The 20,025-nt window shown below is 51.3% G+C and carries 16 protein-coding genes; 12 read left to right on the forward strand and 4 right to left on the reverse strand.

Features of this window, described 5'->3' with window-relative positions:
• Positions 1-6 precede the first annotated feature (6 nt).
• Both leuD and leuC read right to left on the reverse strand, forming a co-directional pair.
• Entirely contained in the window at positions 7-651 is a 645-nt protein-coding gene (gene leuD / locus FHP88_RS02685) for a 3-isopropylmalate dehydratase small subunit (RefSeq protein WP_144357449.1), read from the reverse strand.
• The gene (leuC, locus tag FHP88_RS02690; protein ID WP_144357450.1) at positions 651-2,054 is read right to left on the reverse strand and encodes a 3-isopropylmalate dehydratase large subunit; all 1,404 of its coding nucleotides are present in this window, start codon (positions 2,052-2,054) and stop codon (positions 651-653) included. The genes leuD and leuC overlap by 1 nt, the downstream gene beginning before the upstream one ends.
• 123 nt (positions 2,055-2,177) lie before the next feature.
• Here leuC and FHP88_RS02695 point away from each other — a divergent pair, with 123 nt between their 5' ends.
• Complete coding sequence (locus FHP88_RS02695) at positions 2,178-3,050, forward strand: LysR family transcriptional regulator (RefSeq protein WP_144357451.1); 873 nt, start codon at positions 2,178-2,180, stop codon at positions 3,048-3,050.
• Between the two features lie 72 nt (positions 3,051-3,122).
• On the opposite strand, the gene narL is transcribed toward FHP88_RS02695, so the two are convergent.
• Together narL and FHP88_RS02705 are read right to left on the reverse strand one after the other, a co-directional pair.
• Positions 3,123-3,776, reverse strand: a complete 654-nt coding sequence (gene narL / locus FHP88_RS02700; protein ID WP_144357452.1) for a two-component system response regulator NarL — start codon at positions 3,774-3,776, stop codon at positions 3,123-3,125.
• Positions 3,773-5,731: a histidine kinase gene (locus FHP88_RS02705; RefSeq protein ID WP_144357453.1), complete on the reverse strand. Its 1,959-nt coding sequence runs from the start codon at positions 5,729-5,731 to the stop codon at positions 3,773-3,775. Before FHP88_RS02705 ends, narL begins: the two co-directional genes overlap by 4 nt.
• A 290-nt stretch (positions 5,732-6,021) precedes the next feature.
• Between FHP88_RS02705 and FHP88_RS02710 the strand changes: the two genes are divergently transcribed.
• From FHP88_RS02710 to FHP88_RS02760, 11 genes are all read left to right on the forward strand, one after another.
• Positions 6,022-7,461, forward strand: coding sequence for an MFS transporter (locus tag FHP88_RS02710; RefSeq protein ID WP_144357454.1), 1,440 nt, complete (start codon positions 6,022-6,024; stop codon positions 7,459-7,461).
• 54 nt (positions 7,462-7,515) lie between these two features.
• On the forward strand, positions 7,516-9,120 hold the full coding sequence (locus tag FHP88_RS02715) for an antiporter (RefSeq protein WP_144357455.1): 1,605 nt from the start codon (positions 7,516-7,518) through the stop codon (positions 9,118-9,120).
• Positions 9,121-9,267: 147 nt separating this feature from the next.
• Entirely contained in the window at positions 9,268-13,029 is a 3,762-nt protein-coding gene (locus tag FHP88_RS02720; RefSeq protein ID WP_144357456.1) for a nitrate reductase subunit alpha, read from the forward strand.
• A gap of 76 nt (positions 13,030-13,105) precedes the next feature.
• Positions 13,106-14,668, forward strand: a complete 1,563-nt coding sequence (gene narH / locus FHP88_RS02725) for a nitrate reductase subunit beta (protein WP_144357457.1) — start codon at positions 13,106-13,108, stop codon at positions 14,666-14,668.
• Positions 14,669-14,683: 15 nt separating this feature from the next.
• Complete coding sequence (narJ, locus tag FHP88_RS02730; protein WP_144357458.1) at positions 14,684-15,199, forward strand: nitrate reductase molybdenum cofactor assembly chaperone; 516 nt, start codon at positions 14,684-14,686, stop codon at positions 15,197-15,199.
• 12 nt (positions 15,200-15,211) lie between these two features.
• Entirely contained in the window at positions 15,212-15,907 is a 696-nt protein-coding gene (gene narI / locus FHP88_RS02735; protein WP_144357459.1) for a respiratory nitrate reductase subunit gamma, read from the forward strand.
• A 162-nt stretch (positions 15,908-16,069) separates the two neighbouring features.
• Positions 16,070-16,435 carry a TusE/DsrC/DsvC family sulfur relay protein gene (locus FHP88_RS02740; RefSeq protein ID WP_144357460.1) on the forward strand — a complete coding sequence of 122 codons (366 nt, stop codon included), beginning with the start codon at positions 16,070-16,072 and terminating at the stop codon, positions 16,433-16,435.
• 94 nt (positions 16,436-16,529) lie between these two features.
• A complete protein-coding gene (locus tag FHP88_RS02745) occupies positions 16,530-17,246 on the forward strand; it encodes an epoxyqueuosine reductase (RefSeq protein WP_144357461.1) in 717 nt (238 codons plus the stop codon).
• A gap of 150 nt (positions 17,247-17,396) precedes the next feature.
• Positions 17,397-18,566 carry an MFS transporter gene (locus FHP88_RS02750; protein WP_144357462.1) on the forward strand — a complete coding sequence of 390 codons (1,170 nt, stop codon included), beginning with the start codon at positions 17,397-17,399 and terminating at the stop codon, positions 18,564-18,566.
• Between the two features lie 93 nt (positions 18,567-18,659).
• A complete protein-coding gene (locus tag FHP88_RS02755) occupies positions 18,660-19,574 on the forward strand; it encodes a phosphoribulokinase (RefSeq protein ID WP_144357463.1) in 915 nt (304 codons plus the stop codon).
• 21 nt (positions 19,575-19,595) lie between these two features.
• On the forward strand, positions 19,596-20,006 hold the full coding sequence (locus FHP88_RS02760; protein WP_144357464.1) for a gamma-glutamylcyclotransferase family protein: 411 nt from the start codon (positions 19,596-19,598) through the stop codon (positions 20,004-20,006).
• Positions 20,007-20,025 lie beyond the last annotated feature (19 nt).

Here is a 20,025-nt window from a genome sequence, read left to right on the forward strand (position 1 = left end):
CTGGGTTCAGGCCTCACCAAAGATCCAGGGCGCCCGCGCTCTGCGCTGCTGCTCAAAGGCGGTAATCTCGTCACTGTGGCGCAGGGTGAGTCCAATGTCATCCAAGCCTTCCAACAGACAGTGCTTGCGGAACTCATCCACCTCGAAAGCGATCACATCACCACCAGCAAGTGTCAGGGTCTGGGCCTCAAGATCAACGGCAATCTGTAATGCCTGCTCACCCGTCGCCTTAGCGAACAATCCATCTATCTGTGCGCTTGACAGCTTTATAGGCAAAATGCCGTTTTTAAAGCAGTTGTTGAAAAATATATCTGCAAAACTGGGAGCCAGAATGACTTTGAAACCAAAATCTTCTAATGCCCATGGCGCATGTTCGCGCGATGACCCACAACCAAAATTCTCCCGTGCCAACAACACCTGGGCGCCAGAGTAACGCGGATCATTCAGCACAAAGACCTCATTCAATGGACGGTTGGTACAGTCCATATCAGGTTCACCGTGATCCAAATAGCGCCACTCATCAAACAGATAAGGGCCAAAACCGGTGCGTTTGATGGATTTAAGAAACTGCTTTGGAATGATGGCGTCTGTATCCACATTAGAGCGATCCAATGGGGCCACAACACCGGTAAATGACTTGAATGCTTCCATTAGAGCTCCCTCACATCAACAAAATGACCGGTTACTGCCGCTGCAGCCGCCATAGCAGGACTGACCAGATGGGTGCGCCCCCCCTGGCCCTGGCGTCCCTCAAAGTTACGATTTGAAGTAGAGGCACAACGCTCACCCGGCTTCAAACGGTCAGCATTCATAGCCAAACACATGGAGCAACCGGGCTCACGCCACTCAAATCCGGCCTCGATAAAGATCTTGTCCAGACCTTCCTCTTCTGCCTGTTGCTTGACCAGGCCCGTACCAGGAACCACCAACGCCTGCACAATACCTGCGGCAACCTTGCGACCCTTGGCCACTTCAGCAGCAGCACGTAAATCCTCAATACGACCGTTAGTGCATGAACCGATAAACACATGATCTGGCTTGATCTCCACCAGAGGGGTTCCTGCCTCCAGGCCCATGTATTGCAACGCGCGACGCATACCATCGGCTTTAGTCGCATCGGGCTCACGCTCAGGATCTGGGACTACACCACCGATCGGCAGCACCATCTCGGGAGAAGTACCCCAGGTCACTTGTGGCTCGATCTCTGTGGCATCGATACGCAACACCTGATCAAACTCGGCACCTTCATCAGAATGAAGCCCACGCCAGACGGCTACAGCCTGATCCCACACCTCCCCTTTCGGCGCAAACGGACGACCTTTAAGATAATTGATGGTGGTGTTATCCACAGCGACGATGCCCGCACGGGCTCCCGCCTCAATGGCCATATTACAAACAGTAAGTCGGCCTTCCATGCTCAGGGCTTGTATCGCCTGGCCACCGAATTCAATCACATAGCCTGTTCCGCCAGCGGTACCCAACACACCGATGATTTTCAATACGATATCTTTGGCGGTGACACCCGGCCCGACCTGACCATCCACACTCACCAGCATCGACTTGGATTTCTTCTGGATCAGTGTCTGGGTTGCCAGCACATGCTCTACTTCAGAAGTGCCAATACCAAACGCCAGTGCACCAAAAGCGCCATGGGTGGCCGTATGGGAGTCACCACAAACAACCGTCATACCTGGAAGGATCAGCGCTTGTTCAGCACCCATCACATGAACCACGCCCTGCCGAACATCTGACATACCGAATTCGGTAATACCAAACTCTTCGCAGTTACGGTCCAAGGTCTCGACCTGTAGTCGAGCAATAGGATCATCAATACCGTTAACACGACCCAGTGTAGGCACGTTGTGATCAGGGGTTGCAATGGTCGCACTGGTACGCCAGGGCTTGCGGCCAGTGATGCGCAGACCTTCAAAGGCCTGGGGAGAAGTCACCTCATGCACCAGCTGCCGATCTATATAGAGAAGCGTAGTGCCGTCTTCATCGGTTCGCACCACATGGTCCTGCCAAATCTTGTCGTAAAGTGTTTTTGCGCTCATTGTTCTGCCACCTATTAATGGAGGCGAAAGGATAAACCTCACTCAAATATAAAACAAATTCATCTTTTTTATGTTTATAATTCTCTACAGGAATACATAATCGCTGGGGCTAAGGAAACGACTTTGGATATCAATGAGTTAAAGGCATTTCTGGCAGTGGCTGAAACTGAATCTTTTTCGCTGGCAGGTGAACAGTTGCACCTGACCCAACCTGCCGTGAGTAAACGGGTTGCAGCCCTTGAGCAGGAACTGAACACTCGGCTGTTTGATCGTATAAGCCGTAAAATCAGTCTCACCGAAGCAGGTAGGCAGCTGTTACCCAGAGCGCAACAAATGCTATATGAACTGGAAGATATCCGACGCAGCATTTCAAATCTCACCGGAGAAGTCAGCGGCACACTGACCATGGCGACCAGTCACCACATTGGGTTGCGCAGGCTACCACCAGCACTGAAGCATTACAGCCGTCGCTACCCTCAGGTTCAACTGGATATTCGTTTCATGGATTCAGAAACCGCCTGCAGCGCCGTCCAGCACGGCAGTCTCGAGCTGGCCATTGTCACCCTGCCCACCGAACCGCTGACCAATCTCACCACCCTACCTATCTGGCATGACCCACTGCTATTTGTAGTCTCCCGAGAGCATCCACTGGCCAATCGCAAACGAGTCTTGCTGGCAGACCTGGCCAGCTATCCTGCGGTACTGGTTGCTCAAGGAACCTATACCCGACGTATTTTAGAACAGGCGCTGGAACCGTTGGGTCTTCGTCTTAAGATTGGCATGGCAACCAACTACTTCGAAACCCTTAAGATGATGGTTTCTATCGGCCTCGGCTGGAGCTTGCTTCCCGAATCGATGACTCATGATCCAGAGCTAAAGATAATGGATATAGCAGAACTGCGGTTGAGTAGGACACTCGGCGCTGTCACTCACACCAATCGATCACTCTCCAACGCGGCTCGTGCGATGGTCGAAGCCTGCTTGGCCAATAAATAACCGCGAGAAGAGTAGACTTGCCGGGATCCGTACTTGGCAACTTTTTCTAACTTAATCGAACTGCGGGCCCACTCAAGCGGTCGGACTGTTTTTGGTACACCATACGGCAGCTTCAAGGCGGGTTCGAAGATTAAGCTTTTTCAGCAAATGTTTAACATGAACCTTGATGGTCCCTTCCGTAATATCCAGTTCCCGCGCAATCTGCTTGTTACTCATACCGGTAGAGATGAGATTAAGAATTTCTTCTTCCCTATTGGTCAATCCCGCTTCGTTGGGTGTTTTTGGTCGTCCATCGTCGCGTAAAGCTCGAGCCAATAACTCAGTCAAACTATCGGTAATGGTCAATCGACCTGATGCGGCAATCTGAATATGTTCCAGTACACTCTCGGGTTCCATATCCTTCAATAAATAACCATCCGCACCAAGACGCAGGGCATCTGTCACATCACTCTCATTATTGGAAACCGTCAACATCACTACGTAACTTTCGAGGTTTGTCTGCTTGAGTGCTTTCAGGGTTTCCAGTCCGTCCATACCTTTCATGTTTAGATCAAGCAGTATCAACTCTGGCCGTAGCGTTAACGCTTTCGATAGACCTTCCTCACCGGATGAGGCTTCCGCGATGAGGCGCAGGCTTTGATCCATACCAATCAAATCAGCCAAACCCTTCCGAAACAGGGGATGGTCATCAATGATTAGAATTGAAATGGGTTTCTCTCTACTCATAACGCCTTTAGATCCACTTTATCGCTGACAAGATTATTTTCATTTTTTGTAGCCATGAATTCAAATACCACCTGCGTACCACTACCCTCTGCAGGTTCAACACTGATTGACCCGCCAAGACTCCTCACACGCTCATCCATGATGGCCAAACCATAATGTCTAGAACGCTCGGGGGCAGAAGGTATACCACATCCATCATCAATAATGCTGACACGGATCGGCATTTCACCCCCCCCCGTCAGAGTTACCCGAGCATGCTTGGCACCTGAGTGACGGATAACATTGGACAGCGCTTCACGAATCACCTGCAAGACATGTATCTCTTCATTTTCACTTAGCTGCATGCCATGCAGATCAAATTCGAGCTTTATAGAAATATCCGAACGAACCTGATACTCATGAACGGTATCTTCCAGTGCCTGCAGCAACCCCCGATCATCTACCTTGAGTCGGAACGTCGTAAGCAACTCACGCAGTTGGCGATAGGCACTGTTTAAGCCTTCGCGTATCTCCTGAACAACTTTTTGAATTTCCGCCTCATCACGCTGTTGTTTTAACGTCATATCCAGTCGACTCACCTGGATCTTTAAATAAGAGAGTGACTGGGCCAATGAATCATGTAACTCGCGGGCAATAACGCCCCTTTCCTCGTGCAGAGCCAAACGGCGATTAAAGCTCGTCCGATAGGCCACGCCGATGGCCGCACCAATATGATCAGCCACTGCTTCCAGTAACTGTTTTTGCCAAACCTTAAGCAGGGTACCCTCGGGGATAGCAATAAAAAGAATACCATGCTGTTCATCCTGATCACGGATGGGAATAGAGAGCACTCGCCGTACCGATTGATCGAGCTCTTTCCACTCTTTAATCTGCGTCCCCTGCTGATGCATACACTCCTTACAGTGATCTGTGCTACAGATTGTTCCGCCCTGGGGTCTACTGGAGGCGAGTGTAAATACCTCTTCACTCATAGATTTAGCCAGACAGATATTACCTGGACCAAAACCCACCACCTGCTCAATATCTTTCAGCAGCTCTTCATAGGTCTGAGCAGATATATGCGTATCGTTCAGGCGACTGGTTGTTTTATACAACAACTCCAACGAACGATTGCTCCGCTCCAAATCTGTGGTCTTTTCACGCACCCGTTCTTCCAGATCGGCATACATCTTGGATAGATCGTCAGCCATACCATTGAAGGCACTACCCAGTTGTCCCAATTCATCATTGTGTTCATGTTTTACCCGCACGGAGAAATCCCCCCTTCTGGCAAACATGGAAAAACGCAGTAAATCACGCAGGGGGGGCAAAACGACGGCTTGTACCAAATACATGGTATAGAAAACCATGCCGAGGGTTAGGAACAGTGAATTGATCTGAATGACACGCAACCAGCGAATCTTTGATTCAGCCCCCTCTTCAAGCTGTTTAACCAGATTGTCAATATCAGATACAAATCGATCAACAATAGAGACATATCGCTCACGAATATTTCTCTGTGTTGTCAGCCAGAGCAGTTTGTCATCTTTATGTACGGGCAATGCATCTCTGTTTTTAGGCGCAACCAAACCCACGTAAACATTCAAGACAGGTTTAATTTTCTTGTGCCACTGAAGATTAATACGGTTATAGGACTTTCTAAGAGCGTGCTCCGCCTCATCGGGGATCACGGTAGTGAGTCGGGGATTAGTCAGACGCTGTTCGAATTCGCGAACCAGATCATCCGTAAGCTTCCAATACAATTCCTGATCAATATTCGCTTGATAAACCAGCCGTGTAGCGATCCGATACGACTGCATACGCAGGGTGCCTGCCTGATTAATCGCTGCGGCGTGCCCTTGAGTCATCTCCTCGATAATGACCGACCCCAACATGGTGAGAAACCCCAGCAGGGTAATGATCGCCATGGAGAGGCCCATACGAAGGACAATGGAATTTTTAAACTGCTGAGCCATCACCGGATCTTAGCTTGATGAAAGGGGGGGTACAATCAAGGTCTTTAGGTATACCACCTTAAAGTTGGCCGCCGCACCAGCGTATACCAACCACCCGCCTCAATTAATATTTTTCACTTATTTTACAGCTCGTTAGGAAATATACCACCACTACCTCTTTGGTGGTATTCCTACTATTTCAGTCTGGAATAACCCCACTTTTATTACCATTAATTAAGTATAGACTCCAGGCCACACTCAAAAAGTGGCTGGTTCTTCTCAATAATTTGTATCTACAGGTATTGAAAAACATGGCAAGTCAGCAAAGAAAAGCAATCTCCGTGCTGAGCATGAACACCATCGCCTTTACTGCATGTTTTGCAGTCTGGGTCATGTTCTCCATCATCGGCATCCCCATCAAACAACTGCTCACCCTGAATGACACCCAATTTGGCTTGCTTATCGCCACTCCCATCCTGACCGGCTCACTGGTCCGACTGCCGGTAGGTATGCTGACCGATAAGTTTGGTGGTCGCATCGTCTATTTTATCCTGATGTGCGCCATGATCCTGCCCCTTTGGTTTATTGGCGATGCCACGAAATATTGGCAGTTCTTAGTACTCGGTCTGTTTGTCGGTATCGCCGGCGCTTCCTTCTCTGTAGGTATCGCCTACACCGCACGCTGGTTCCCCAAAGAGAAACAGGGTTTTGCCATGGGTATCTTCGGTGCAGGTAATGCCGGTGCTGCCCTCACCAAGTTTGTTGCTCCAACCCTAGTGGTTTCCTACGGCTGGACTATGGTTCCCAAGGTCTATGCAGTGGCCATGGCCGTAGTCGTGATCCTGTTCTGGATGTTCACTTATGAGGATCCAGAACATAAGGTAGCCAAAACCGTCACCATCAGAGAGCAGTTACAGGCACTCAAAGATCCGAAGGTCTGGAAATACTGCCAATACTACTCACTGGTATTCGGCGGCTTCGTCGGTCTGTCACTGTGGATGACCAAGTACTACATCAACGAATACGGCTTTGATCTGACCCATGCTGCGCTGCTGGCCGCTATCTTTGTTCTGCCTTCCGGTGTTATTCGCGCACTGGGTGGCTGGTTCTCAGACAAGTATGGTGCTTACAAAGTCACCTGGTGGGTCATGTGGATCTCCTGGATCTGCCTGTTCTTCATGTCATATCCACAGACGGCACTGACCATCAAGACCATTAATGGTCCCGTTACCCTGGATCTTGGTTTGAATGTCTGGGTCTTTACCGCGCTGCTGTTCATTGTCGGTATCGCCTGGGGCTTTGGTAAGGCATCTGTCTTTAAGTTCCTGTCAGACGAATACCCCGACAACATTGGCGTCATCTCTGGCATCGTCGGTCTGGCCGGCGGCATGGGCGGCTTCCTGCTCCCCATCATGTTCGGCGCCATGAAAGATATCACTGGCGTCAACTCCACCGTCTTCATGCTGCTCTACGGCGCTACCTGCGTCTCGTTGATCTGGATGCACTACACCTTCGCCAAAGAGCATCAGGAACAGGATATGGAGATCGCCAAGGAACATGCCGTGGATGAGTATGTTAAGAACCACGAATGTCCTGAAGAGTACGCCGCAGCGAAAGCGGCCGTCGAGCAGGCTCATCTGCTGGAAGAGTTAATCGAGAAATATACCGAATCAAAAGAGAAGGCAAGACTTGAAGCCGATGCGATGCGCATGCGTCAGATCAAGGCGTCAAACGTTGACACACTGGAATAAAAACGCACTGAAAATTATTGATTTAAGTAGTAACAATAAAATAGAGAGGCAATTATGTCTGATTTGAAAAAATGGGATGTCGAAGACACCCAATTCTGGGAATCTGAGGGTAAGCGGATCGCAAACCGTAACCTCTGGATCTCAATTCCCAGTCTGCTGTGTGGCTTCGCCATCTGGTTGTACTGGGGCATTATCACAGTACAGATGCTTAACCTGGGCTTTCCTTTTGCCAAGTCTGAGCTGTTCACACTGGCCGCGATCGCAGGCCTGACGGGGGCAACGCTGCGCATTCCCAGCAGCTTCTTCATCCGTATCGCGGGTGGTCGTAACACCATCTTCTTTACCACTGCCCTGTTGATGATTCCGGCCATCGGTACCGGCTTCGCGCTGCAGGACAAGGACACCCCACTCTGGGTATTTCAGGGTCTGGCGTTCCTCTCCGGCTTTGGCGGCGGTAACTTCGCCTCGTCAATGTCCAACATCAGCTTCTTCTTCCCGAAACGTCAGCAGGGTCTGGCGCTGGGTCTGAATGCTGGCTTGGGTAATGCGGGTGTAACCACCATGCAGATCCTGGTCCCTCTGGTAATGACCTTTGGTATTTTCGGCGGTGAGCCGATGATCCTGGAAAACACCTCAGGCACCCTGATCGGCAAGATTCCCGCTGGTACCGAGAGTTATATCCATAATGCCGGTTTTGTCTGGTTGTTCCTGTTGATCCCACTGGCATTCGCGGGTTGGTTCGGTATGAACAACATCCGGACGGAAGAGGTATCGCCACACATTGGATCACCTATCGGCGCCATGGCCAAGATTACCGCCATGCTGCTGATCGGATTCATTACTGCCGCTATTGGCCTCTACATTATCCTGCCAGCACCAACTGGTTTAGGTGCACCTGGATGGGTCAAGTGGCCAGTCATTGCCGGTATCCTGTTCGGTACCGTCATGCTGATGAAGCTGATCCCTGGCGATATCAAGCCGAATCTGAAACGTCAGTTCAAGATCTTCAGCAATAAGCACACCTGGATCATGAGTGTGATCTACACGATGACCTTCGGTAGCTTCATCGGTTACTCCGCCGGGTTCGCGTTGGCCATCAAAGTGGTCTTCGGCTACCAGCACCTGATGGTCAACGGAGTCCTGACCCATGACGTGGTCAATGCGAACGGTCCTTCCGCACTGATGTACGCCTGGATGGGACCTTTCATCGGCGCCCTGATTCGTCCGGTCGGCGGCTGGATTGCTGATAAGGTGGGTGGTGCCAAAGTCACCCAGATCGTATCTATCATTATGATCGCAAGCGCGTTTGGCGTGGCCTACTTCCTGAAGGCAGCCTACGCCTCCACCACACCAGAAGAGTTCTTTGTACCCTTCCTGATCCTGTTCCTGGTGCTGTTCGCAGCAACCGGCATCGGTAACGGCTCCACCTTCCGCACCATTGCTATGGTGTTTGATAAGGAACAGGCAGGCCCCGCACTGGGCTGGACCTCTGCGGTGGCCGCCTATGGTGCATTCATCATTCCTAAGGTGTTTGGTGAACAGATCAAGGCCGCCACACCGGAAAATGCCCTGTATGGATTTGCCGCATTCTACTTCGTCTGCCTGGTCATCAACTGGTGGTACTACCTGGGTCCGAAGCGTGAGTACGACAATCCTTAATGTTTTGAGTTGAAAGGGTCTGGAGCAGACCCACCATCCACACGTGCCTTGCTCATGCGGATACTTACCCCCCAACGGGTCTGCTCCAACTTATATGCAGTTTTAGTTAATAGCACGTTAATGCGACATGCTTAGAGGAGATACACAATGAGCCACTTTCTTGACCGCCTGAGGTTCTTTAAGAAGGTCCAAGGGACCTTCTCCAAGGGCCACGGTATAGTGACTAATGAAGATCGTCAGTGGGAAGATACTTATCGGAACCGCTGGCGCCATGACAAGGTGGTACGTTCCACCCATGGTGTGAACTGTACCGGTGGTTGTTCCTGGAAGATCTATGTCAAGAACGGTCTGGTTGCCTACGAAATGCAGCAGACCGATTATCCCGAGACCCGCCCCGACCTGCCTAACCACGAACCTCGTGGTTGTCAGCGTGGAGCCTCTTTCTCCTGGTACCTCTATAGCCCGCACCGCATCAAATACCCATTGGTACGTGGACGTCTGGTTGACCTCTATCGCGCTGAGCGTAAGAGTGGCAAAGACCCCGTAGAAGCATGGGAAGCGATTCAGGCTGACCCTGCCAAGCGTAAGAGCTATACCGCTGTGCGTGGCCTGGGTGGATTCGTTCGTTCCAACTGGGAAGAGCTGACCGAGATCATCGCAGCAGCCAACGTCTACACCATCAAGAAATGGGGCCCGGACCGTATCTACGGCTTCTCACCTATTCCTGCCATGTCCATGATCAGCTATGCCGCAGGTTCACGTTATCTCTCTCTGATTGGTGGCGCTTGCGGTTCGTTCTACGACTGGTACTGTGATCTGCCTGCCGCCTCTCCGCAGGTTTGGGGTGAACAGACTGACGTACCAGAAGCGGCTGACTGGTATAACTCCAAGTACATCATCATCTGCGGTGCTAACTTGCCGATGACCCGTACCCCGGATGCTCACTTTGCTATCGAGTCTCGCTACAACGGCACCAAGATTGTCTCTATGGCGCCTGACTATGCAGAGTTCGTAAAATTTGCTGATCTCTGGATGCCTGTCAAACAAGGCACTGATGCTGCAGCCTTCATGTCTATGGGCCATGTGGCACTGAATGAGTTCCACATTAAGAAACAGGACCCCTACTTCCAGGAATACGTGCGCACCTATACCGATATGCCGATGCAGGTCATGTTGCGTAAAGACGGTGATCGCTATGTCTCTGGACGTTTCTTGCGTGCGACTGACTTTGACAAGAACCTGGGCGAAGACAATAACCCTGAGTGGAAGACCGTTGTCTATGACTCCACCACCAACAGCTATGTTGTACCTAATGGCTCTGTTGGCTTCCGTTGGGGCGAAGATGGCAAGTGGAACCTGCTACCCAAAAATGCAGCCACCCAGGCCGATATCGAAGCCGAGCTAACCTGTATCGACAATCGCGATGACGTCGTCAGTGTCGCCTTCCCTCACTTTGCTGAAGGTGAAGATGACACCCTGCTGCGTAACATCCCGGTTCGTAAACTGAAACTGGCGTCAGGCGAAGAGGTATTCGTTACCTCCGTATTCGACATGATGGTTTCCCAGTACGGTATTGATCGTGGCCTGGGTGACAACCTGGCAACCTCTTATGATGATGCCAGCGTCGCTTATACCCCTGCTTGGGGTTCAAAGGTTACCGGTATCAAAACCGCTGACCTGATTCGTACCGGTCGCGAGTTTGCCGAGAACGCTTCCAAGACCCGCGGTAAATCCATGGTCATCATGGGTGCGGCGATTAACCACTGGTATCACAACGACCTTGGCTATCGCAGTATCATGAACATCCTGCACATCTGTGGTTGTGTTGGTCAAACCGGTGGTGGTTGGGCTCACTATGTAGGCCAGGAAAAACTGCGTCCACAAGCGGGTTGGGCACCCATCGCGTTCGCACTCGATTGGCACCGTCCACCGCGTCACATGAACAGCACCACCTACTGGTACTTCCATACCGATCAGTGGCGTTATGAGAAAGTAGAGGCGGACAACATCCTCGGCTCTACCGCACAAGCCAAGTATCGTGGTTACCAGATTGGCGACTACAACGTGGTTTCACAACGTCTGGGTTGGTTGCCATCAGCACCTCACTTCAACAAGAATCCACTGGATATCGTCAAGGCGGCTGAAGCAAACGGCGCAACAGATGAGGCCGGTGTATCCCAGTACATGACAGAACAGTTGAAGAGCGGTGATCTCTCCTTTGCTATTGAAGATATCGATGCGGAAGAGAACCATCCACGCAACCTGTTTGTCTGGCGTGCCAACCTGATCGGCTGTTCCGCTAAAGGCCATGAGTACTTCCTCAAGCATCTGCTGGGCGCACAGAACGGCGTTATGCAGGAAGGCACTCAAGGTGCTACCTGCAAAGAGATCAAATGGCACGAGAAAGCGCCGATTGGTAAATTGGATCTGATGGTGGATATCAACTTCCGCCTCAACTCCACGGGTGCTTATTCCGACATCATTCTGCCTACCGCTACCTGGTACGAGAAGGCTGACCTGAACACCACCGACATGCATCCTTTCGTGCATCCGCTGGGCAAAGCGGTGGATCCCGCGTTTGAGTCAAAGTCTGACTGGCAGATCTTCATGCGCGTTGCCAAGAAGTTCTCTGAGATTGCAGAGAAGCATCTGGGTACCGTGAAGGATGTTGTCTCCCTGCCTATGCAGCACGACTCACCCATGGCGCTGGCTCAACCCTATGGTGAAGTCAAAGATTGGAAGCGTGGCGAATGTGACCTGATCCCAGGTAAGACTGCTCCGCTGTTCAAGGTCGTTGAACGTGACTACCCCAACACCTACAAGAAGTACACCTCTGTAGGTCCGTTGATGAACAAGCTCGGCAACAACATCAAGGGTATCGACTGGAATACCGATCTCGAGATCGAACAGTTGAAGACCCACAACGGTGTTATCACCGAGGAAGGTATCTCCAAAGGTCTGCCTTCACTGCTGGAAGACGTACAGGTGTGTGACACCGTTCTGATGATGGCACCAGAGACCAACGGCGAAGTCGCCCACAAGTCCTGGTCCGCCCTCTCCAAGAAGACCGGTATTAACCACAGCCATCTGTATGAAGGCCGTCATGAAGAGAAGATTAAATACCATGACATCGTGGCACAGCCCCGCAAGATCATTACCGCACCGACCTGGTCCGGCATTGAATCTGAAACAGTGAGCTACAACGCCTGTTACACCAACATCCACGAGCATATTCCGTTCCGTACCCTGACCGGTCGTGCCTCGTTCTATCTCGACCACGAGTGGATGCTGGACTTTGGTGAAGGTCTCTGCTGCTACCGTCCACCACAAGATCTGGGTGCACACAAGAACCTGCCTGCTGGTCTGGCCAAAAAGCTGGAAGGCAAGAAGACCCTGACCCTGAACTGGATCACACCACACTCCAAGTGGGGTATCCACTCTTCATACCAGGACAACCTGCGCATGCTGACGCTGTTCCGCGGCGGGCCCTATTTCTGGGTCAACGAGGACGAAGCCAAGAGCATTGGCCTGAAAGATAACGACTGGGTTGAAGCGGTCAACGCCAATGGTGCCACCGTAGCCCGTGTTGTTGTCAGTCAGCGTGTACCCAAAGGTATGGCATTGATGTACCACGCTCAAGAGAAGAACGTAAACGTACCGGGTTCCAACACCACCGGTAAACGTGGCGGCATTCTCAACAGTGTGACCAAGGTGATCATGAAACCGACCAATATGATCGGTGGTTACGCACAGCTCTCCTACTCGTTCAACTACTACGGAACGGTCGGAAGCCAGCGTGACGAGAACGTCATCGTACACAAGATCGAAGATGCCGACGTGAACTGGCTGGAAGGTGATCTGACACCGGAACGCGAGGCCCAGCTGAATCCTGAAGGAATCAACAACTGAGTCTCTTAATCGCAACGGTGCAGGGTGTTCAAACCCACCCTGCACCCCCGGTGAAAAGAATATTGAGGAATATGAGATGAATATACGTGCACAAATTGCAATGGTCCTGAACCTGGACAAGTGCATCGGTTGCCACACCTGTTCTGTAACCTGCAAGAACATCTGGACCAACCGTAAGGGTGTTGAATACGCCTGGTTTAACAACGTTGAGAGTAAGCCCGGCATCGGTTTCCCAAAAGAGTGGGAAAACCAGGAAAAATGGAAAGGTGGCTGGAAAAAAGAGAATGGTCAGCTGGAGCTGAAGGCCGGTGGCCGTATCAGCAAACTGCTGAACATCTTCGCCAACCCTGATATGCCAGAGATCGACGACTACTACGAGCCGTTCGACTATGACTACCCCAAACTGCAGAACAAGCCGCTTTCTGAAGCTGCGCCGACTGCACGTCCGCTGTCACAGATTACGGGCCAGCGTATGGAGAAAATCCAATGGGGTCCAAACTGGGAAGACGATCTGGCCGGTGAATTCGAGCACCGCTCAGTGGATCAGAACTTCAAGGGTATCCAGAAGGAGATCTACAAGGAGTTCGAGAAGACCTTCCACATGTATCTGCCCAGACTGTGTAACCACTGTCTGAACCCAGCCTGTGTGGCCAGCTGTCCTTCCGGCGCTATCTACAAGCGTGATGAGGACGGTGCTGTTCTGATCGATCAGGATCGCTGCCGCGGCTGGCGTATGTGCGTCAGCGCCTGTCCCTACAAGAAGATCTACTTCAACTGGGAATCCGGTAAATCTGAGAAGTGTATTCTCTGCTATCCACGTATCGAGTCTGGCATGCCAACCGCCTGTGCAGAGTCCTGCGTAGGCCGTATTCGTTACATGGGTGTTGTTCTGTATGACGCAGACAAGATCAGTGATGCAGCAGGCGTTGCTGGCGACAAGGATCTGTACAAGTCGCAGATGGATATCTTCCTGGATCCAAACGACCCAGAAGTGATTCGTCAGGCACAGGAACAGGGTATCCCTGACACCTGGCTGGATGCAGCCAAGCGTTCGCCTGTCTACAAGATGGCAATCGATTGGAAGATTGCATTCCCACTGCACCCAGAGTATCGCACCCTGCCCATGATGTGGTACGTGCCACCGCTCTCACCGGTACAGAGCCAGATCGATCAGGGCACCCTGCCCACAGAAGCAGACGGCGTCATTCCAAAATCAGAAGCCCTGCGATTCCCTGTTCAGTATCTGGCTAACTTGTTGACTGCGGGTGATGAGAAGCCCATCTTCAGTGCGCTTAACCGTCTACTCGCTATGCGCAGTAATCAGCGTTCCAAGAATGTCGACGGCACCACGAACGTCGCTGCACTGGAGGCCGCTGGTCTGACCGAGCAACAGTCTGATGAGATGTATCAGATGCTGGGGATCGCCAACTACAATGACCGTTTCGTGATTCCCACCGCCAACGAAGCACTGGCACAGGAAGATCCTTACGCCTTCCAGGGCCAGAACGGTTTCACTGCAGGCAACGCCAGCTCTCAGGGCAGCGATAGCGGTGAAGGTTTCACCCTGTTCCCTGCTTCGCGTAAACGTACCTATACCCCGCAGGATATTCAGCAGCCGCGGAAAAAAGATACGGTTTAACAGGAGATTATGACAATGCTCATATACAACATTTTAGCTCGATTACTGGACTATCCAGACCAGGAGCTGATGGACAATCTTCCGGCTGTTATTGAAGCCATTAAGGAAGATAAAGCCATCAGCTCACAGGAGCGGGAAGATCTTCTGAACCTGATCTCCTGGATAAATATGCATGACCTGACCGGTCTGCAGAGCCAGTATGTCCAAACCTTCGACATGGTTCCAGAACATGACCTGCACCTGACTCATCACCTGTTTGGTGATGACCGGGGTCGGGGACCTGCCCTGATCGACCTGTCGGAATACTACAAAGCGAGTGGACTTGAGGTGGAAGGGAAAGAGATCCCTGACTTTTTGCCACTCATCCTTGAGTACGTCTCAACCCTGGATGACCTGCAAGCACGGGTCTTCCTGGGTGACGCCGCCAAGGTATTAAAGGTGATTAGCGAAAATCTGGAAAAGGCCGAGAGCCCCTATGCGCGGATTCTTCGGATCGTTGAAAACCGTGGACATCTGGCCCAAGCAGCCTGAGGAGAGATTTGAATGACACTGAATGACTTCTTTTTTGGGGCCTACCCCTACCTCGCCGGTACCATCTTCCTGCTGGGAAGCTGGCTCCGATTTGATCGTGAACAGTACACCTGGAAAGCCGATTCCAGCCAACTGCTCAGCAACAAAAACATGCGTATTGCCAGCAACCTGTTCCATGTGGGTATTCTGGCAGTATTCTTCGGCCACCTGGTCGGCATGTTGACCCCGCACAGCTGGTTCCTGGCGCTGGGTATCTCTGATACCGCTCACCAGTACATCGCCATCTATGCGGGTCTGATATTCGGCAGCCTCTGCCTGATCGGTTCCATCATGTTGCTGCTGCGTCGACTGAATGAGCCACGCGTACGTGCGGTAAGCCGTAAACGTGACACCTTCATCATCGGCTGGTTGCTTGCAACTGTGGCCCTGGGCCTGAGCACCACTGTGGTCTCTATTGACCATGCGTCTCATGGCGATGCCAGCACCATGATCGCCCTGACCGAATGGGTCAAGAGCGTGGCTACCCTGAGCGTTGATGCCAGCCTGATTCAAGATGTTAACTTCATCTTCAAGCTGCATATGTTCTTCGGTATGACCGTGTTCCTGCTGTTCCCATTCACCCGCCTGGTTCATGTCTGGAGTGTACCGCTCAGCTATCTCGGCCGTGCTTACCAGATCGTTCGGGTCAGAAAGATTCGTATGAACTGAGCGTTGAAATAATTCGGTTCTGAGGTAACATACCGCTTTAAGAGAGTGCGCTGAAACGCATCAAAGAAGCGGCACCTGCAGGCTCCACTACAGGTGGAACCGAATAGCAGTTGTAGATAAGAGGGGGGCATTCGTGCCCCCCTTTTTTTCGGAGGTTAACAGATGAAAACAAACCCTTTTGCAATACGCACAGATTATCTTTCTGTGGGTGATGCACTGATTGCGACAGATCAAGAAGGTTATATACAGGATATGGATGAGTGGTCAGAAGGCTTTGCCATTGCTCTGGCTGAAAAAGAGAACTTGGTATTGACTGATGAACACTGGGAAGTGATTCATTACATCCGAAACTATTACCACGAACATCATGTGCAAGCTCAGGTACGCGACATGATCAAGCACTTCAAAAAGGTCTGGGGCAGCGAACACGGTAATAACCGTTATCTGCACGATATCTTTCCAATGGGTGGCCCGCAGAAGCAGGGCAATCGCCTGGCAGGTATCCGCAAGACCAAAGGCGAGCATTGATCCCCTTGTCGGCTGGGAGTATTTCCCAGCCATTCCCTGACCGCTAACATGATGTTCCTGATAGGGTGACACTCAAGCTCACCAGCAGGTACAGATGCTTTACACAGAACAAATCAAGCAAGTGATTACCCAACTGGGCGCCGATCTGGTTGGGATCGCTGACACTTCGCCCCTTAAAGCGCTCAAGACTGACCCTGCTGACTTGTTGCAGCACTACACCCGGGCTATTGCTATTGCGCTACGCGTCCCAACCGATGTCTTTGAGACCATCAACGACCAGCCCACCCCCATATATGCAACGGCCTATCAAACATCCAACCGCCTGCTTGATGAGATTGCACTCAAAGCAGCCAACCATCTACAAAAGCAGGGTTATCGCGCCCTGCCCGTTCCAGCCGCACAGATACTGGATCGCCAAAATTGGTATGGTGCTATCAGTCACAAGGCGGTCGCACGTATGGCGGGGTTAGGTTGGCAAGGTAAAAACTTGCTACTGATCACACCAGAGCATGGTTCACGAGTGCGCCTGGTCACGCTATTGACCGATGCGCCGCTGGATGTGGATGGCCCGATTGAGAATCGCTGTGGCAAATGTCGGCTCTGTGTCGATGCCTGCCCGGTGGATGCCATCTACAACGTCAATACGGACTCGCACTACAGCTCTCGTGAAGAGGCGCTGGATCTGCAACGCTGTGCAGAGAAAGTCACCGTAGAGTTCGCAAGCTTACCCAATATAGGCGCCCCCATGTGTGGCATCTGCATCAAGGTCTGTCCGTTTGGACGTCGCATAAAAGCGACAGAGGCAGCATAACCTGAGCGGTGTCATAACCCTGATATCTCAACGATTGTATTAGCCGTCTTCCCGCCTGATAATGGCAAGGATGTAATCTACTGACTGGGTGACTTCATCACCATTCGGCGTTCACGCTCACCGCCACTCAATCAATAAAGTCACAAGCCATTGAATAGAAATGTTATCTTGCTTGCCCTCTGTCAGGCGCTACTGACTACGGGAAACGTCTTACTGGTCTCCGTCAATGGACTGATCGGACGGGCCATTGCACCCAGTGAACTATTGATCACCTTACCCGTAGCCTTACAGTTTGTCGGATTGATGGCGGCTACTATTCCCGCTTCGCTCATCATGAAACGGATTGGCCGCAAGAACGGATTTTACCTGGGCACCAGTTTCGGCATTCTCGGTGCCGTGCTCTGCGTCATCGCGCTGCCTGATGGCGCATTCGTCCTGTTCTGCGGGGGTACATTCCTACTGGGAATCGGTATTGGCTTTGGCACGCTTTATCGGTTTGCCGCCGTTGAAGTGGCTTATCCAGGCCAGCAGAGTCATGCTATTTCAATGGTCATGGCCGGCGGAGTCCTGGCGGCCCTGCTTGGCCCAACCCTGGCCCTAAACAGCCGCTACTGGATACCAGAAACCCCTTTTGCCGGTAGCTTTATGGGGCTTCTGGTCCTTTACCTGATCGCTCTACTGCTGCTATTCCTGGTAAAAATAAACCCAACTGAGCAGGAAAATGAAGCGCAAACCGAACGTCAACTTGGCGAAATTATCCGGCAAGACCTGTTTATAGTCGCCGTCGTTGCCGGCATGGCCAGTTATGCGGTGATGAACCTGATCATGACCGCCACGCCACTGGCCATGGAACGCTACGGATACAGCTTTGCTGCTGCGACCAGCGTCATTAAGTGGCATGTCCTCGGCATGTTCCTACCCTCATTCTATACCGGGCGACTCATCCAACGTTTCGGCGCTCTGCCTATGATAAAACTGGGCGCGGCACTGATACTGCTCTGTATTCTGATCAATGTGCAGGGGCAGAGCGAGTGGCACTTCTGGACCGCCTTGCTACTACTCGGTGTTGGCTGGAACTTTATGTTTATCAGCGCGACGCAGTTGGTCACACAGGCTTACGCTCCAGCAGAAAAAGCCAAGACCCAAGCAGCCAATGAGTTCCTGGTCTTCAGCACGGTAACGCTTTCAGCCCTAGGCTCAGGCTGGCTTGAGGCAACAACGGGTTGGCAAAATCTCAATCTACTGATGTTACCGGTCATGGGTTTCGCGCTATTGGTGATTTATATAAAGGGAAAGCCGTTACGGCTGACTCAGACATAAACGGTTTTCGATCATAACGCAACAGCGCAATCAAGCTGAAAATATGCCAAAATCGGTTGATTGAAGTACCCATTCCTAGACGAGTTCCAATCCATGGGCAAAAGAGAATTTCCAATCGTTGCAGTCACCGGCTCGTCCGGAGCAGGCACCAGCACTGTACGTGATGCATTCAGTCACATCTTTTACCGAGAAGGCATACAGGCCTTGCTGGTTGAAGGGGACTCCTATCATCGCTATACCCGCAGTGACATGAAAAAGGCCACAAAACTGGCCAAGCAGAAAGGGCGCAATCTCAGTCATTTTAGCCCAGAGGCGAACTTACTGGATGATTTGGCGGAATTATTCAAAAACTATAAAGCCCAGGGGCAAGGGAAAGTTCGCCATTACCTGCACAATGATGAGGAAGCGCTGCAGTGGGGTTTAAAGGCCGGCACGTTCACCCCCTGGGAAGAGACAAAAGACGAGACCGATCTACTGCTTTACGAAGGATTACATGGCGGCATGCCGGAAGTGCGCCCGTATGTCGATCTCCTGATTGGCGTAGTACCGATCATCAATCTGGAATGGATTCAGAAAATCCAGCGTGATAATGAGACACGCGGTTATGATACTGAGTCTATCGTTGAGGCCATCAAACGTCGCATGGATGACTATGTAGAGCACATTACTCCGCAGTTCTCCCACACAGACATCAACTTCCAACGCATACCCACTGTTGATACATCCAACCCTTTCATCTCCAGGGAAGTACCCTCTGCAGACGAAAGCCTGGTCGTGATTCGAGTCAAAAAGAAGATCATCAAAAAGTACAACATTGATCTGGTCAACATGAAGCACATGATCGAGAACTCGTTTATCTCTCGGCGTAACACATTGGTAATACCCGGCACCAAGATGAGTTTCGCCATGGAAGTGTTGTTGACACCTATCATTGAAGACCTGGTCAAAAACTCCAAGAATGCCCAGCGCATCAAGAAAAAGAAGAAAAGCACCCGGCACGATGACTGAGTTTTTGGTGATCAAAAAGCCATGTCTTATCTCTTTGTATACGGCACCCTACTCCGGGCAATAGGTCATCCTAAACAGAGCTACATAACACAATACTGCCATTTTCACTCGCCAGGAAAACTACGGGGTAAGCTCTACGATATCGGTCGTTATCCGGGTGTCGTCCCATCCACGCATACCAATGACTGGGTTCATGGTGAGCTCTATCAAATCCGTCAAGAGAAACCCCTCATCCAATTACTCGACGAATATGAGGGGTGTAGCCATCACTTCGCCGATCCCCATGAGTATCGTCGTGTCTTGCTCCCTATAGAACGCTCTGACGGCACCATTCAATCCGCCTGGGTTTATATATACACCCACGACACTACCCACTTGAAACCCATTCTAACGGGCGATTACCTCACATATTACCACGCCATAAATAACTGAAGATGGTGCCCTTTATAGT

The sequence above is a fragment of the Sedimenticola selenatireducens genome, from assembly GCF_007625115.1.
Taxonomy (GTDB): Bacteria; Pseudomonadota; Gammaproteobacteria; order Chromatiales; family Chromatiaceae; genus Sedimenticola; species Sedimenticola selenatireducens_A.

Bases quoted from the DNA above. Each gene is read 5' to 3' on its own strand.
- leuD (WP_144357449.1), bottom strand. From the start codon at position 651: ATGGAAGCATTCAAGTCATTTACCGGTGTTGTGGCCCCATTGGATCGC.
- leuC (WP_144357450.1), bottom strand. From the start codon at position 2,054: ATGAGCGCAAAAACACTTTACGACAAGATTTGGCAGGACCATGTGGTG.
- narL (WP_144357452.1), bottom strand. From the start codon at position 3,776: ATGAGTAGAGAGAAACCCATTTCAATTCTAATCATTGATGACCATCCC.
- FHP88_RS02705 (WP_144357453.1), bottom strand. From the start codon at position 5,731: ATGGCTCAGCAGTTTAAAAATTCCATTGTCCTTCGTATGGGCCTCTCC.
- FHP88_RS02710 (WP_144357454.1), top strand. From the start codon at position 6,022: ATGGCAAGTCAGCAAAGAAAAGCAATCTCCGTGCTGAGCATGAACACC.
- FHP88_RS02715 (WP_144357455.1), top strand. From the start codon at position 7,516: ATGTCTGATTTGAAAAAATGGGATGTCGAAGACACCCAATTCTGGGAA.
- FHP88_RS02720 (WP_144357456.1), top strand. From the start codon at position 9,268: ATGAGCCACTTTCTTGACCGCCTGAGGTTCTTTAAGAAGGTCCAAGGG.
- narH (WP_144357457.1), top strand. From the start codon at position 13,106: ATGAATATACGTGCACAAATTGCAATGGTCCTGAACCTGGACAAGTGC.
- narJ (WP_144357458.1), top strand. From the start codon at position 14,684: ATGCTCATATACAACATTTTAGCTCGATTACTGGACTATCCAGACCAG.
- narI (WP_144357459.1), top strand. From the start codon at position 15,212: ATGACACTGAATGACTTCTTTTTTGGGGCCTACCCCTACCTCGCCGGT.
- FHP88_RS02740 (WP_144357460.1), top strand. From the start codon at position 16,070: ATGAAAACAAACCCTTTTGCAATACGCACAGATTATCTTTCTGTGGGT.
- FHP88_RS02745 (WP_144357461.1), top strand. From the start codon at position 16,530: ATGCTTTACACAGAACAAATCAAGCAAGTGATTACCCAACTGGGCGCC.
- FHP88_RS02755 (WP_144357463.1), top strand. From the start codon at position 18,660: ATGGGCAAAAGAGAATTTCCAATCGTTGCAGTCACCGGCTCGTCCGGA.
- FHP88_RS02760 (WP_144357464.1), top strand. From the start codon at position 19,596: ATGTCTTATCTCTTTGTATACGGCACCCTACTCCGGGCAATAGGTCAT.